We start from the raw sequence: 14451 nt of genomic DNA, 5'->3' as shown, positions 1-14451 counted from the left end.
TGGGAGCGCATCAAGGCCAACTCCTGGCCGCAAATGACAATCCGAATCGCAGTCAAGTCCCATTCTAATTTGGATGCTGGCGCTCGTCTGCCTTCGTCCAACATAAGGAAAGAAATGAAATACGTAGCAAAGGAATACGTACCGGGAACTACACGCCGCCGCGTAGTTACGGACGGTGGGAGCCTACTGGAATCGCAGACAGTGTACCTCCCGGCCTCAGCCTGGACGGCTTTGAAAGCTCTAAGCTGGAAGCAGGGACGCTCCGGGAGCCGAATTATCGAAAGCTTGATTCTCCTGGCTGCGATGTCCGACCATTCGTGAAGTTATAGCGAACGTCGATACGCACCATGAACAGGATTCTCCTATGAAAACAATAACTTACAAGAATATATAACTTCGAGCTAGTCCCGTCAAGGTTATACACTCGCTTCATAGGAGAAACTTGTTCATTCCGTCTCGTTCAGACGATTTGCATAAGAAAAGTAGTATTAGTAGGAACTACAGAATATATAAACTAGAGGATATGTAAAAGCATGAAGAAGGAAGAAACCGTAATCACCTTGAAGAATGGTGGTATGCACTCGCAGACGAACTACCGCAAGTGTAAGGAAATGATCCTGCACAACAATTACGATATGCCCCGTCTCTACCATCTCGTATTTACCGGATCACAGCATGAACCCGATTACCTGTATATCGTCAATGCCCTAGCTAAAAAGCTACGGGATAACAAGGTTCCCTGCAAATGGAAAGCCTGCTTTGAAATGGACGAAGCAAAAGGGCTCCACATGCACGTAATGCTCTTACTGGATGCAAATCAAGGTGGAAGACCGGATAACTGGATTCGCTACGCTGAAAACGGTTGGCTCGTCCTGTTGCTTAAAGAACGCGGAATGGGATTCAACATCTCCCAGCCACAAAATAAGATTCATCGTACGAAGCTGGGCAAGAAACAGAATTACGCATACATCACGAAATCAGGCCCGAAGCTGGAGGATGCACTTATCTGGTGTTCATACCTGTACAAGAAGCGTTCTAAAGACGACAGCATGAAAACCATCTACCACAGCAGCCGGGAACGAGTTTCTAAATCCTCCCTTCCTATTGCTGCCCTACCAGCAGCAATGGAATTAGTAACCACACAGACAGAAACGAAAGAACAGAATGAAGAGCAGTTTGCAACGTCACATGAAGCCGGTAGCGGCTCCCAAAGCATCGCAGCCAGTAAAAGCACAGACGCCAACCGTAGCACAGCCAGCAGCACAGCCATGGTGGGCACCGGATGCGAGAACCTGGACGCCAGTACCAACTGCACCAGCACGAAAGCCGAAGATCAACGGCGACGCGGTAATGGCGGAACTAACACGCATCACGAAGAAGTCAACCTAGCCGGACTGATAGGACGATTCCCCTTCCGGTCCTATCGGTTCCCGATGAGGAAGGGTGTAGAAACGAGGGAGCTTGTTAACCCAGCAGTAGGGGTATATAATTGCCTTACCGACGTTAGACAATCTTATACCACAAGGCTGACAATATGAAAATCGTAACTTACCTGCGTGTCTCGACTGCTCGTCAAGGTAGTAGCGGCCTGGGACTTGAAGCGCAGCGTAGTGCGATTGAGGCATACGCAACGGCACGAAGCGCCAGCATCGTGAAGGAATTCGTAGAAGTGGAATCAGGCAAGCAGGCTTCTAACCGTCCCGAACTGGTAGCAGCCCTGCATCTCGCGAAAGTCACCGGCTCCCTGCTGGTCATTGCCAAGATGGATCGACTCAGCCGTAACGCGGCCTTCCTGCTGACTCTGCGTGAGTCCGGCGTGAAGTTCATCGCCGCCGATATGCCAGATGCTAACGAACTGACTGTTGGCATCATGGCCCTGGTAGCGCAGCAGGAACGCGAAGCCATCTCGGCCCGTACGACAGAAGCCCTGAAAGCAGCTAAAGCACGCGGCACGAAGCTAGGCAACCCGAACGGAGCCGCAGCCCTCCAGCGAGCCGGGAAGGGCAACGCCGACGCTGTGAGCATCATCAAGGCCAAAGCAGACGCGTACGCTGCTGACCTCCGACCTATCATCCTGGACATTACCAAGGCCGGTATTGTCTCCCTGGGCGGAATCGCTAAGGAACTTAACGCTCGCCAAATTAAGACGGCTCGTGACGGAGAATGGCATAAGGCCACCGTCGCAAACCTCCTGGCACGCCTGCAAGACTAATTTTGGTTTGGTGCAGACGATGGAAACGCGCGTAGTAGATCGTATGAGTACGCCTCGGGCCGACGGTAAGTATGTGTATCCACATAATGCCCGTAGTCGAGTATGAAGGGTTCGAGGATGTGTCGCTGCTCCAGCGGTAGCTCTGCCACTATTGCGCGGAGTGATTCGACGGATGGAGGAACGACGTTATCCGTAAGCCGCCCTTTGAGTAACGAAGTCAGGCGCTGCTTCACGCTGTCATTCTTGATATGCGCACGTTCCATCACCGCTATGAGGAAACGAAGATGGTCATTCGCGTGCAGGCTGTAGAAGTCCGCTCTCATCTTTGCAATTCCTGAATCGTCTTGCAGGTCGAGTGCCGTTACGAGGTTGGTTAGTTCAGCCATCAACTCGTGCTCGGTCTCACGGTCCATGCTATCCCAGCGACCGCTGTACGCGACATTGGCAATGGTCGCCCTAGCCACCGGACGTACCATCTCTTGGAGCCGATCTAACGTAGCGTACGCCTCCTGGACGGCTTCCCGCATCTGAGCTTCAAACCCCGCGCCCTTGAAGCTTTGTATTTTGTTCAGGTTGGCGAAGCAAAGCGCCAGCGAACACGCGACGATAATTACGCCCATCTCCGTAGGCTTCTCTAGGAAGCCGAATACGGTAGGCAAGATCACTAGCAGAGCAATGAGCACATAGTTCACTGCCCCCACCTTTGGTTCAATCTGTCTGTTCGTACGGTTTCGATCTGCCTGCATCGTTTCCCTCCACTTGTGAAAGTTACCATTCATCAATGATGCCATGAACAGTTTGTTACGGCTTAGGTGTATTTGACGATGTGCTAATATACTGTATGGGCATACAGTAGTAGCGAGGTGGGAATGAACGTCCGTGTTATCAAGTTACGGCGATATGGCATCGAGGTGGACAGGCGTGCGATAGCACAGACTCATGGAGCCGAAGGTATCCTGGTTGTCCAAGACATAACGGACCAAGGTTTGCGCAGGCCATCCAAGGTGGCAAGGCTCATTCAAGGAGGCGTTATAAGAGCAGAGCTAAACGATGTCCGGCTGGTTTGGTGTAATGATGGACGGATGACGATTACAGGCTTTGAACGCCACCGGAACGAGGAAGGGAAGCTCGTAGATTACTGTCAGTCCTGGTTATGTGTTCTGAACGAATCGTCAATCCACTCCAAAACGCACGTATAAGCCCGTGGCAACGATTTGCCATGTTTGGCTACCCATTCCTCAACTCATCAGTAAAGCGGCCTGTAGAGGATTTTGATACGCCTCCTGGGCCTCTGATGGTTCAGAATTCCCCTCGATATTTAGCGGCGGGGACGAATCCTTGACAGAAGCAGCCCAAGCTGGTCAAGCAAAGCGTAAGCGCCCCGTTGATATCCTCCTGGCCGTGTCGCCCATCGTTACGGACAGGCCGGCTCCGAAATTATTTTTGGTAGAAAAATCAGGCCGGGAGCTTAGTCGTCTGGTGCGTGCATAGGCGTCTCATGGAAGACCGGCTCATCTTCATCGCCAGTGATACCAAGTAGCTCATACGCTTCGTCAGGCAACGTATCATCGTACTGCGACCAGTCAGGCACAGGCCCGGTAGGCTGAGCCGCTTTCGGTGCATCCTCTGGCTTTCTCAGCTTACGGAAGAACGTACCATGGGCGACAAGCTCATCCGTATCGCCTTGCTTCCACATGGCTGTACTCACTTCCCCGTTATAGCTCTTAACCTGGATCGGAACGTCACTGCCCGAATCAGTCATTGTGAAGATTTTCAGTTCCTTCTTGTACACCTCGTAACGTACGGTGTCGTCCACCTTGAACGCAGTGACAAGAATTCCCAGCCGCTTCAACAACTCGTTAGCTCTGGCTCGTCCCTCGTAGCTCGTCAAGTCAACTCGGGCGAGGAAGTCTTCCTTGTTTGTGATTGCATCCGCCGCGAGCGCTTGCTCTAACTCGACTTCCTGGCGCTGGAGAGCCGCTATCTCGTCGTCAGCATCCGCAATCATCGACAGAATCGTAGGGGACCGCCGTGTAAGCAAAAGCTTCTGGCTTTCAGCGATCAATCCCTGTTGCTCGGCTATACGACCCTGCACTTCGTACAGCCTGCTCTGAATGCTACGGGCATCGCTCTGTACCAATGCCAAACTGTTGACCTTTGTAAGCATCTCTTTAAACGCCGCCTCTGACCTGTCCACGCGGATAGCTCTTGCCTTGCACTTGCCTTTCCCGGCTTCGTAGCACCGAAGTGACGGAGGTTGCTTCGCTCCCTTGGTGTAGTAGTTCAATGATGCGTGACAGTTCGTACACTTCAAAATTTTCTGCCACACGTTATACCTGGGCGGATGCTTCGTCACTCGCTCCCTGAACCTACGATCCGTTGCCCTCTGGGCCTCGTAAAACGTCTGCTCATCAATGATCGGATCGTACAATCCTTTGATCGGCTCCCCGACTGCAACCCGCTCCTTACCCTTTCCCCGGTAAGGCTGGTAGATACCCAGAACCGTAGGACTCTTCAATATCTGAGCGACGCTGGAGCCGCCCCAGCCTTTCTCTGTCCTGAACGCTGGCACACCAGCTTCGTTCAACTTCCTGGCGATGACTTCACGCCCGTAACCATCCAACGTCCATTGGAAGATTTGCCGGACTATCGCGGCCTTATCCTCATCAATGACGTAATGGGTTGGCTTCTTCTTCGGGTTCCCTTGGTCCACATCCCGATACACCGGAGTGAGCCAAGCTGGCCGGGTAGCTCCCATGGGCGTCAACTTCTCACGCGCAAGCTCCTGCTTGTCTCGCCACGCTTCCCCGACACGCTCCGACTTATACTTACTCTCCCGGTACGACCTGGACATCTCCATGATCGAAACGATGAGTTCAACTTCGCTCGGCTCGCCGGTATAGACCCGCTTGTCCATGCCAGTGATTACGTTGACTCCTGCTCGCAGAAGTTCAAAGAATCGCGGTAGCGCTTCGGTTGGATGACGACGAGACAACCTATCCAGCGACTCAACGATAAGGTAGCTTCCCTTCGGGATCGCCCCACTCTTGACCAGTTCATAAAACCTACGTAACTGCGAATCGTCGTCGTTGAAGTTCGCTCCAGAGTAGGCGGACTTTGCACGATCAAGGAACGAGTATTCGTCGTTATCCACCAAGTGCAGGTTGTGCTCCTTGGCGCATTCCTTGGCTATGTCCTTCTGACGCCGCAGGCTATCGCCTTCCTCCTGTTTTACGGAACTGAACCTACGATAGCTATACGCGAGTGGTCTGGTGTCGGTGGTGTGGGTGTTGGTAGTCGTGTCCATCCCGACAGTTTAGCCGGATGGGGTGCAAAGCGCCATCCGTTCTACATGGATTGCCAGACCTGCGGCTGCTCGAGGCCGAGGTCGCGCGCCACGGCAGCCAGCTTCGGGTCGCGGGTGAAGGCATCGAACACCGGGTCGAGGTCGTGCATCGCGTGGCCGATCTTGTTGATCGACAGCGCCTTGGCCTGGCGCAGCTGGCCGCTTGGGTCGAAGGCCTCTTCCTCGAAGAAGCAGCGCACCGTGTTGTCCGAGCCGAGGAACCAGGCGTCGCTGGCGCGTTCCTGGTCTTTGGTCGTGAAGATGGCGCGCGACTCGGTCGGGTCGAAGGCGTCGACGATTTGCTCTGCACGCTGGCGCAGTGCTGCGATCTCGTCGAGATTCTTGAAGCCGGGCAGGACGAGAAAACCGTCGCGTCGGTACAGGTCACGTTGTTCGTTGCTGAGCATGGCGTATTCTAATCAGATATGACTGCTTTCACAGCTGTCGTCGCGTCAGATGCAAGCGCAGGGCCAAGCTGGGCGGCGAATCCGAACTGCCTGATCGCCGCGTCCATCTGTGCCATCGTAAATGGTTTCTGGACGAAGGCGTCGATGCACGGCTTCAGCTGTTCTTCTGGATAGTATCCGCTTGCGACGATCACCTTGATCCCGGGTTGGCGCAGTTTGGCTTCCCTCGCAATCACTGCCGCATCCGGATCATGGAACGTAAGGCTGGCGATCAGGACATCGAAGGCCACCCGTTCCATTGCGCTGAACATATCGTCCAGGTCGTCGACGCCACTGGCGATATAGCCCAGCGCATCCAGCATGTAGAGCAGGGTCAGGCGTGTAAGTTCATCGCTTTCCGCGACGAGGACAAGGGGAGACATAGTGAGCCAGTGTGAGCGAGTCGATCGGGCCGGCTGCATGTCACATGACCTGTCGGGGAACCCGGTGAGGTGACTTGTAGGAAGCGAATACAGCATTCTATTCCTGTCTATGGAACAGTGCTCTATCCATATGGAAATATCGATGCTCACCTGCACACTTCGAACCATGATGCGGGCATCAGGAATCGCGGCGCACCGGCCACCACTGCGCTACGCCCCAGGCGAATTCCGGCACCACGAACAGCCACAGCATCGGCGCCCCGGTCACCGCCAGGCACCAAGCCATCCATAGCGTGAACAGGAAGCGCCCGACGCCGTCGAAGCGTCCCAGGCGCTGGGTCGGCTCGAGGATGCGCAATACCGACCAGACCAGCACGATGCTGCCCAGCAGGCAGGCGAACAGCATATGGAAGGGCGTGAAGGCGGGTAGCGCGGCGCCGCCCAGCAGAACGTTTAACGACGAGAGCTGGCCGTGGGCGAGGGCGAAGGTCCAGGGTGTGGCGAAAGCGGCGGTCACCACCAGGTCATAGAGGGCGCTGGCCTTGACGATGCGGCGGTTGGTGTTCAGGGAAATCGACATGGCGGGACTCCGTTGCTTGCGAAGCCCACATCCTCAAGCCTGGAGTACACTCCAGGGTCAAGCGCTTTTTGGAGTAGGTGGATGCAGATCGGAGAACTGGCGGCAGCCACTGGCCTGAGCCGCGATACGCTGCGCTTTTATGAAGCGCGTGGCCTGTTGACAGCGCGCCGGCGCGGCAATGGCTACCGCGACTATCCGCCTGAAGCGGTCGAGTGGCTGTGCTACCTGCGCACCGCCCAGGCGCTGGGTTTCACGCTGGCCGAGATCGAGGCGGGCATGCCGCTGTTGCAGGACCCGGCCACTTCCGGCGCGGAGCTGCGGGCGGCCCTGGAGCGCAAGCTGGCGGATATCGACGCCCGCATCGCAGGCCTCACGGAACTGCGTGCAGGATTGGCGCAGCGCCTGGCCGAACCGCTGGACGCCTGCCCGCTACGCACACCGACATCAGGCCTCAGCGCTGCCGCGTAAACGCGACGTCGAACGAGCCGCTCTTCAGCCGCCCGCCCTTGTCCGCCATGTGCAGCTCCAGCTCGCGCGACAGCACGAACAGCGTGCGCGCCGATTCGGCATAGAGCGCTTCCCACTGGTTGTCGCGCAGGGCCACCATCAGCTTGCCCTCGCGCTCGGCGATGTCGAAGCTTCCCAGTCCCTTGATTTCGTAGCGGCCGACCAGCTTGGCGCGGGTGGCGGCCGGGAGCGTGATCGCCTTGCGCATCACGGTCTGGTAGGTCGGCCAGCGGTACTCGGCGGCGACCGCGCGGATCAGTTCCTGCGCCAGTTCGGCCCCGGCATCGCCATTCGTCATGACGACCGCGCCTTCGCCACGCTGGACGTAGGCGTACAGCGAGTTCTGGTAGCCCATGTTGCTGCCGCCGTGGCCGAAGGCGTGCTGTGGCGCCTTGCCGTCGATTTCCACGCCGAGGGCGTAGTTGTTCATCACCGGGCGCAGCATGGTGCGCGTCATGGTCGGCGACAGCACGGCATCGCCGCCGCTGGCGCCGCGCTGCACGGCGAGCGCGAATTTCGCCAGGTCGGTCGGGGTCGTCCACATGCCGGCTGCCGCCAGCTCCGGATAGGTGTAAGGGCCGCCCGGATAGGCCACGCCTTTCGCGTTGTGCGGCAGGGCGGCGCGCGCCAGCAGGGTGGTGGGCAGGGGCTGGGCAAAGCTGCTGTCGCTCATGCCGAGCGGCTTCAGGACCATCTCTTCCATCAGTGCGTCGAAGGGCCGGCCCGAGCGGTCGATCATGGCCTGCTGCACGATGCTGTAGCCGCCGCCCGAATACTTCCAGGCGTCGCCCGGCATGCCTTCGATGCGCACCGGTCCGGTATTGGCGGGCGCGGCGCCGTCCAGCACCTGCACCAGGCTCGGCACCTGGGCGCCGGTGGCATAGCCCGGGAAGCCCGAGACCGTGGTGCCGGCCGTGTGCGACAGCAGCTGGCGCAGGGTAGCAGGGCGCTTGGATTGACCAGGCGGCAGCTTCCAGCTCGTGAGGACGGTGTTGATGTCGGCGTCGAGGTCGAGCTGGCCCGCTTCGACCATCTTGAGGGCGCCCATCGCGGCCACGGGCTTGCTGATCGAAGCCGCCTGGAACAGGGTTTGCGGCGTCACCGGCTGGCCGTTCGCATGGGTCACGCCATAACCCCTGGCCCAGGCGAGCTTGCTGCCGCGGATGACGGCGATGCTCACGCCCGGCACGTTCAGGCGCGCCATCTCGGCGGCCAGCGTGCGCGTCTCGAGCTTCGCGCCCTGGATCGCGACCGCCGGGCGCAGCCCGCGTTCGATGCGCGCGATCGATTCCGCATCCTGCGCCTGGGCAGGAAGCCAGGCCAACATCAGGCTACCCAATGCGCATGCCGTGAATGCGCGCCTTCCAAGAACTGCGTCCATCCTGTCTCCCGTCTGCGTTGTCGTGTTACCTCATCGGTAAGCAGTATCGGGAAATGGAACAGTTAGCGCAAGCGCCGCGCTAGGCCGGCGCGTCGGCGGCCATGGTGAAGGTGAAGGAGGTCGAGCCGGCGCTCGAGCCGACGTCGATCGTGCCGCCATGGCCGCGCGCGATCTGGTCGACGATGTACAGGCCCAGTCCAAGGCCTTCGCTGCCGGCGCGCGAGGCGGCGCGCCAGTAGGGCTTCAGGAGCTGTGCGATGACGGCGGGGCTCAGGTCGGGGCCGCCGTTGGTGACGCGCAGCGTGAAGCGGCCCTCGCGCACGTGGGCGACGACGAAGACCGGATGGTGTTCGCTGCCGTGCACCAGCGCGTTCTTGAGCAGGTTGGACAGCAGCTGCGCCAGCCGCTCGGGGTCGCAGTGCAGCGACAGGCCGGGCTGGATCGCGGTGTCGATCAGGCGCTCGGGATACAGGCCCGAGAGCTCGTCCACCACATCGTAGAGCCGCAGGTCGGCGCCCCGCACCGGACGCAGGTCGAGCGCGATGCCGCTGCCCATGCGGCCGCGCGTGAAGTCGACCACGTCCTCGACCAGCGCCGCCATGCGGCGGGTACTGCGGCGGATGCGTTCGACCACCTGGCGGGTCGATGGGTCCTGGTGCTTGAGCAGCAGGATCTCGCTGGCCGAGAGCACCGAGCCGAGCGGGGTGCGCAGGTCGTGTCCGAGCACGGCGATGAACTGCTCGCGCAGCTCGGCGGTCTCGCGCTCGTCCAGCAGGGCCGCGCGCGCTTCGCCCAGCGACTGCTCGCTCTCGAGCTGCTTGGCGATCAGCTCGGTGAACAGCTGCAGCGTCGAGACGGTGACGGCATCGGTCAGGCGCGCCGGTTCCGGGTCCAGGCCGCACAGGGTGCCGAAGTACTGGCCGTTCGGGCGGAACACGGGAATCGAGAAGTAGCTCTGGAAGCCGTAGATGCGCGGCGTGTGGTGGTCGCGATAGCGCTCGCTTTCGCTCACGTGATCGATGATGACGGCGGCGCCGGTGTCGCGCACTTCTTCGCACAGGGTGGTGGTGACGTCGAGCGGATCGCCTGGCTTGAGGCCGAATTCGAGCTTGTCGAGGACGGCGCAGGCGGTCCATGAGTCCGGGGTCACGTGGGCGATGCACACGAAACGCAGGCCGGTCATGGCGGCGACGGTTTCCAGGATCTTCGGCACAGCACCGATTGCCTGGATCTCATCGACGCAAGAAATTGCATTTCCTGCCATGGAACGCCCCACGAAATGGTTACAAACGAGCCATGGTAGCACTTGTGGCGTGCCGGAAAGTTACTTGTTACAAATCCACTCGCCGTCCGCGTAAACACGTTCCTCGCCCAGGTAGACGGCGTCCGTGACTGCGAATACGTCGATGTGGTAGCGCGCATCTTTGCGCTTGAAGCCCGGTTTCGGATACACGCCGTGCTTGGCGCCGAGCGACAGGTGGATGCCGCACATGCGCTCGTAGGTGCCGATGTCGTCCACGCGGCGTTCGCGGGTGAAGGCGCGGTTCAGGCCGAAGCCCAGTTCGCGCACCCAGACTTCGCCTTCGTCCGCAGTGATCTTGTCCAGCACTTCCTGGAAGGCCGGGGTGGCGTTCTCCGTGCCCACCACGCGCCCGCGCTCGATGACCAGGGTCACCGGCAGCTCAGGACGATTGGAACGGTAATTGGTGTCGCCGAAGACGTGCACCTGTACCCGGCCGTGCACCGCTTCCAGGTCGAGCGCTTCGGTGAACACTTCGCCGATCGGGAACTGGCCGCCGACGTTGTGCATCTCGCTGTAGTCGCCCACGTTCAGTTTGGCCGGCTCGAACGGCGAAGAAAAGTACAGGGTTTCGCCGCCACCGAGCACGCGCGCATGCGGCGCCACGTCGATGCGCTCCTTGAGCGCGCGCCCGGTACCGCGAAAGTAGGCCGGGTCGTAGGCCAGCGCTTCGATGTAGTGCTCGGACTGCGGGCCCGGCATGCGCGACAGGTGCACGTGCTCGATCACCTTCAGGCCCAGCTTGAACAGCTCGACCCGGATGCGAAAGCCATCGAGGCGGAAATTGGTCGACTGGACCAGCACCACCAGGTCCTTCGGCGCCATCGCGCGGAAGGCGGCCAGCACCTCGTCCGGCCTGGTAGCGTCGAAGTCGACGAAGCGTGCGTCCGGCAGATTGCGCCGGTAGCCTGCCAGCAGCGCGCGCGACAGGGCGGTGCGTTCGTCGTAGACCACCAGCGCCCCGTGCCCCGGACCGTGCTCGACGGCGACCCTCAGGATGTCGCCCAGGTGCCGGGCCGCGGCCTCGTCGGCGTGGGCGGGCAGCGCATCTTGTGCCAGGGGTTCGGGTGCAGCGGGGGTATGCATGTTCGACGGAAATGAAGGGGAAATCGGCGCCATTATACGTATGTTGGCCAAAAGTTCCGCGCCTGGGGCCGCAATTGGCTCATCTATTGATCCTTCGGGTGTCAGGGCGCGCTACCCCGTGTACGGCGCGCCGCGCGGCAGTGGCCGGCGCTATGATTTGTGCAACAACAACACGGCATCAACTTGAGTTCGATCAATTATCTGGGGCACAGGGCGACGGATGACATACCGATGGGAAACGCCTGCCAGTGTTTGGCAGGAAGACGAGCGTAGCGGGCAGTTCGCGCTGGTGGCGAGCGAAGGGCTGGGCCACATCGACTGGCAGGCCCATGCATCGGGCGGCCTGCCCGCGCGTCTGCCTGATATCGCCCGCCTGCTCGGCGCCTCGCTCCCCACAGCCTGCGGCTGCGCTCCCATCTACCCCGAAGGTTTCGCCTTCTGCCCGAACTGCGGCAAGCCCCTGCAGCGCCTGCCCGGCACGCCCTCGCGCCAGCCCGGCTGGTGGGGGCCGGGCGAGGACGCCATGCTGCCGCGCCACGTGCCGCATGGCCTGCCGGTGAGCTCGCTCCCGCTGGGGGACAGCCTCGAGGAACGCCCGGCCGCGCCGCATCCGGGGCGTTGCGACCGGAGCATGCCGGTGCCGCCCAATTCGTATTGCGTGTTCGCCGCCGCCCATTACGGTTTCCCCGAACAGCGCCTGCTGGCGCTGGCCCATACCCGCGGCGTGCTGCAGTACTGGGATCCGGTGGCCGGCCTGTGGCATGTGATGGCGCCGGACGAGGGTGCGGGCAGCCTGGCCTTCACGGCTTCACACTATGCCTGGCTGCCGGTGCTCGAGCCGCGCCGCGGCGAAGTCGCCATCGTGCCTACCAATGGCGGCCTGCAGCGCCTGTGGATCAACCCGGTGAGCGAGACCTACCGCCTGGAACCGGTGCTGCAGGCGCCGCTGGTGGCCGCGCCCGGCGCCATGCGCCGCCACATCGCCTGCCTGGTGGCGCCCGACGGCGCTGTGCGCCTGTGGAGCGCGCGCGTCGACATCGACAGCGTCGAAGAATATGCCTGCCCGGATGTGCCGGCATCAAACTGGTCGCGCCCGATCGGCTACGACGGGCGCCTGTTCTGGCTGCACGAGCAAGGCCAGCTGGCCTGGCGTCCGGGCGAAGCGCCGTTGTTCACGCCCTGGCCGCCCGGCTGGCAGCCGCGCCTGGAATTCGGCGGCCCGACCCAGAGCCGCGACGGGCGCCTGTGGCACATCGGCCATGATGGCCAGGGCTACTCCTTCCTGGAACTCGGCAGCGATCGGCCCGAGACCATGCCGATCGACGGCGCGCGCCTGGGCTTTGCCAACTTCCTGTTCCGGCGCGGTCACCCGGTGGTCGACGAGCCTTGGGCGGGCGAGCACATCGAAGACCTGAACCAGGACGAAACCCTGGTGCTGCCGCTGCTGCGTGCCTTCAACAACAACCGCAGCCAGCCGAGCGGACTGGTGCTGCGCATGCACAAGGTCACCGGCCGCGCCGAGGACGCGCTGGAAAACCGGGTGATCGCGCGCACCACGATCGAATGGATCGGCCGGCGCAACGTGATCCTCGACGAAGTGGTGCGCCTGGCGCGGCCGCTGGAATGCGTGCCCTTCGTGTACGACGGCTGCCTGTGGCTGCACCATCCTGACTGGAATGCGATGCGCGGCTGGCGCCTGGAAGAGGCGGCATGAGGACGCTTATCCGGCAATGTGTCGCCGCGCTGTCGCTGTTGTCGTTTGCGACGGGCGCATGGGCGACGCCGCACGTGTTCCTGGTGCAGAACTCGGGCTGGATGGAGCCGTTCTACAGCGATCCGCAGTCGCAGTTCAAGCCGCTGGTGGGAGCGCTGGCCGGCGCCGTCGTGCAGCCGGGCGACGCACTGGTGCTGGCAAGCTTCAACCAGTCGCTTCCCGGCGCACCCTCGCCGAAGGCGCTGCTCTCGCTCAAGGCCGACGGCAAGACGGTGCGCAGCCGCGTGAACGCGGCGCTGGCCGGTCTCGACACGGCGCGCAAGCCGGGCAGCGCGGCGCTGGCCGATACCGACCTTGGCGAAGCGGTGCAGGCAGCAATCACTACTGCGTTGGGCGGCAAGCCCGGCATCGTCTGGCTCGCCACCAACAACCGCAACAGCCCCAACAATGACCAGGCCACGGCGGCGCGCAACCGCGAGTTCTATGAGCTCATCCACCGGGGACAGGCGATCGACAAGGTGGTGGCCTTCCCACTGCGCATGCCGGTCCAGGGGAAGCACTACCAGGCCAACGGGCTGATGATCTACGCCTTCGCCGTCGGCAAGGAGGGCAGCCGTGCGCTCGACGCGCTGCTCGCCTCCGGCCGCATCGCCAGCGTGATCACCGAGCAGCCCGCGCGCTTGAAGCCGCTCGATCGCGACACCGTGCGCCTGGCGCCGGCCCAGGTTGAGGATGCGCCCGGCGTCGCCTTCTCGCAGGCCCCAGGCGGCGCGCTGCGCGCCGACGTCGATCCGGATGCGCGCACGCCGCGTGCCCGCATCCGTTGGAACCTCGAAAACACAATGTACCCCTACACCATCGTCTCGGCGACGCTGGGTGCGCGCTCACTCCTTGCGGGCGAGGACCGCAAGATCGAACTGGCCAGCAGCCGCGTCAGCAGCCTGGCGCCGGGCAAGCCGCAGCCGCTGGCTTCGACCATGCAGCTGCCGGTGGCCCAGCTGCCCGACAAGTGGTCGATGGCGGCGCTCAAGTCGGCCGGTTCGGCCTATGTGCTGCCGGGCCGGATCGAGCTGCACCTGGCCGACCAGCGGCTGGCGCTGTCGCAGGCCTTCCGCGAGCGCATGGCCGCGCTGTTCCCGGGCGACCCACTGCCGGATATCTTCACCCCGCCGGCAAGCATCCAGGCCTCGAATGCGGTGCTGCCGATCGAGGTGCGGGTCCACTACGGCATGGGGCCGCTGGCGGCGCTGGGCGGCATCGCGCTGGCGCTGCTGGCGGCGGCCGGCGCCGCGGCCTGGGCCTATGGCCGGCCGCGCGTGGCCCAGGTCACCGTCGAGGACGAGCTGCGCACCATGCGCGCCCGGCCCGGCACCACGCAGCCGATCTACGACAAGGCCGGCGCCCAGGTGGCGATGCTCAAGACCACCCTGTTCGGCCACCAGCTGACCGATCTGCGCGAAGGTGCGCAGGTGAGGCTCGGACGCTAACAATAAAAA

General features: G+C 61.7%; 13 protein-coding genes. 5 read left to right on the top strand and 8 right to left on the bottom strand.

The window, feature by feature from the left end; translation table 11 throughout:
* Positions 1-533 precede the first annotated feature (533 nt).
* Together LK539_RS03895 and LK539_RS03890 are read left to right on the top strand one after the other, a co-directional pair.
* Complete coding sequence (locus LK539_RS03895) at positions 534-1538, top strand: hypothetical protein (protein ID WP_227799587.1); 1005 nt, start codon at positions 534-536, stop codon at positions 1536-1538.
* A complete protein-coding gene (locus LK539_RS03890; protein ID WP_227799586.1) occupies positions 1535-2212 on the top strand; it encodes a recombinase family protein in 678 nt (225 codons plus the stop codon). Before LK539_RS03895 ends, LK539_RS03890 begins: the two co-directional genes overlap by 4 nt.
* Here LK539_RS03890 and LK539_RS03885 read toward each other — a convergent pair.
* From LK539_RS03885 to LK539_RS03865, 5 genes are all read right to left on the bottom strand, one after another.
* Positions 2209-3003, bottom strand: coding sequence for a hypothetical protein (locus LK539_RS03885; RefSeq protein ID WP_227799585.1), 795 nt, complete (start codon positions 3001-3003; stop codon positions 2209-2211). The two genes, LK539_RS03890 and LK539_RS03885, sit on opposite strands and share 4 nt — an antisense overlap.
* Positions 3004-3680: 677 nt before the next feature.
* Positions 3681-5519 carry a recombinase family protein gene (locus LK539_RS03880; protein WP_227799584.1) on the bottom strand — a complete coding sequence of 613 codons (1839 nt, stop codon included), beginning with the start codon at positions 5517-5519 and terminating at the stop codon, positions 3681-3683.
* A 41-nt stretch (positions 5520-5560) separates the two neighbouring features.
* Positions 5561-5965, bottom strand: a complete 405-nt coding sequence (locus LK539_RS03875) for a phytanoyl-CoA dioxygenase family protein (RefSeq protein WP_227799583.1) — start codon at positions 5963-5965, stop codon at positions 5561-5563.
* An 8-nt stretch (positions 5966-5973) separates the two neighbouring features.
* The gene (locus LK539_RS03870) at positions 5974-6387 is read right to left on the bottom strand and encodes a hypothetical protein (RefSeq protein WP_227799582.1); all 414 of its coding nucleotides are present in this window, start codon (positions 6385-6387) and stop codon (positions 5974-5976) included.
* 178 nt (positions 6388-6565) lie between these two features.
* On the bottom strand, positions 6566-6967 hold the full coding sequence (locus LK539_RS03865) for a hypothetical protein (RefSeq protein WP_227799581.1): 402 nt from the start codon (positions 6965-6967) through the stop codon (positions 6566-6568).
* 81 nt (positions 6968-7048) lie between these two features.
* On the opposite strand from LK539_RS03865, the gene LK539_RS03860 reads away from it, so the two are divergent.
* Positions 7049-7435, top strand: a complete 387-nt coding sequence (locus LK539_RS03860) for a MerR family transcriptional regulator (protein WP_227799580.1) — start codon at positions 7049-7051, stop codon at positions 7433-7435.
* Here the strand turns inward: LK539_RS03860 and LK539_RS03855 are convergent.
* The 3 genes from LK539_RS03855 to LK539_RS03845 all read right to left on the bottom strand — a co-directional run bounded on the left by LK539_RS03855 (position 7419) and on the right by LK539_RS03845 (position 11241).
* Positions 7419-8801 carry a serine hydrolase gene (locus LK539_RS03855; RefSeq protein ID WP_227799579.1) on the bottom strand — a complete coding sequence of 461 codons (1383 nt, stop codon included), beginning with the start codon at positions 8799-8801 and terminating at the stop codon, positions 7419-7421. The two genes, LK539_RS03860 and LK539_RS03855, sit on opposite strands and share 17 nt — an antisense overlap.
* 133 nt (positions 8802-8934) lie before the next feature.
* Positions 8935-10119 (bottom strand): ATP-binding protein, encoded by a 1185-nt coding sequence (locus LK539_RS03850; RefSeq protein ID WP_227799578.1) that lies wholly within the window; start codon positions 10117-10119, stop codon positions 8935-8937.
* Positions 10120-10179: 60 nt separating this feature from the next.
* Positions 10180-11241: a hypothetical protein gene (locus LK539_RS03845; protein WP_227799577.1), complete on the bottom strand. Its 1062-nt coding sequence runs from the start codon at positions 11239-11241 to the stop codon at positions 10180-10182.
* A gap of 220 nt (positions 11242-11461) precedes the next feature.
* Here LK539_RS03845 and LK539_RS03840 point away from each other — a divergent pair, with 220 nt between their 5' ends.
* Positions 11462-12955, top strand: a complete 1494-nt coding sequence (locus tag LK539_RS03840; RefSeq protein WP_227799576.1) for a hypothetical protein — start codon at positions 11462-11464, stop codon at positions 12953-12955.
* On the top strand, positions 12952-14442 hold the full coding sequence (locus LK539_RS03835) for a hypothetical protein (protein WP_227799575.1): 1491 nt from the start codon (positions 12952-12954) through the stop codon (positions 14440-14442). Before LK539_RS03840 ends, LK539_RS03835 begins: the two co-directional genes overlap by 4 nt.
* Positions 14443-14451 lie beyond the last annotated feature (9 nt).

It is taken from the genome of Massilia sp. IC2-476, from assembly GCF_020707295.1.
Classification (GTDB): Bacteria; Pseudomonadota; Gammaproteobacteria; order Burkholderiales; family Burkholderiaceae_D; genus Telluria.
This window is presented reverse-complemented; position numbering and strand designations above follow the sequence as displayed.

What these genes read in the sequence shown, in the direction of transcription:
- LK539_RS03895 (WP_227799587.1), top strand. Translation starts at nt 534, where the DNA reads ATGAAGAAGGAAGAAACCGTAATCACCTTGAAGAATGGTGGTATGCAC.
- LK539_RS03890 (WP_227799586.1), top strand. Translation starts at nt 1,535, where the DNA reads ATGAAAATCGTAACTTACCTGCGTGTCTCGACTGCTCGTCAAGGTAGT.
- LK539_RS03885 (WP_227799585.1), bottom strand. Translation starts at nt 3,003, where the DNA reads ATGGCATCATTGATGAATGGTAACTTTCACAAGTGGAGGGAAACGATG.
- LK539_RS03880 (WP_227799584.1), bottom strand. Translation starts at nt 5,519, where the DNA reads ATGGACACGACTACCAACACCCACACCACCGACACCAGACCACTCGCG.
- LK539_RS03875 (WP_227799583.1), bottom strand. Translation starts at nt 5,965, where the DNA reads ATGCTCAGCAACGAACAACGTGACCTGTACCGACGCGACGGTTTTCTC.
- LK539_RS03870 (WP_227799582.1), bottom strand. Translation starts at nt 6,387, where the DNA reads ATGTCTCCCCTTGTCCTCGTCGCGGAAAGCGATGAACTTACACGCCTG.
- LK539_RS03865 (WP_227799581.1), bottom strand. Translation starts at nt 6,967, where the DNA reads ATGTCGATTTCCCTGAACACCAACCGCCGCATCGTCAAGGCCAGCGCC.
- LK539_RS03860 (WP_227799580.1), top strand. Translation starts at nt 7,049, where the DNA reads ATGCAGATCGGAGAACTGGCGGCAGCCACTGGCCTGAGCCGCGATACG.
- LK539_RS03855 (WP_227799579.1), bottom strand. Translation starts at nt 8,801, where the DNA reads ATGTTGGCCTGGCTTCCTGCCCAGGCGCAGGATGCGGAATCGATCGCG.
- LK539_RS03850 (WP_227799578.1), bottom strand. Translation starts at nt 10,119, where the DNA reads ATGGCAGGAAATGCAATTTCTTGCGTCGATGAGATCCAGGCAATCGGT.
- LK539_RS03845 (WP_227799577.1), bottom strand. Translation starts at nt 11,241, where the DNA reads ATGCATACCCCCGCTGCACCCGAACCCCTGGCACAAGATGCGCTGCCC.
- LK539_RS03840 (WP_227799576.1), top strand. Translation starts at nt 11,462, where the DNA reads ATGACATACCGATGGGAAACGCCTGCCAGTGTTTGGCAGGAAGACGAG.
- LK539_RS03835 (WP_227799575.1), top strand. Translation starts at nt 12,952, where the DNA reads ATGAGGACGCTTATCCGGCAATGTGTCGCCGCGCTGTCGCTGTTGTCG.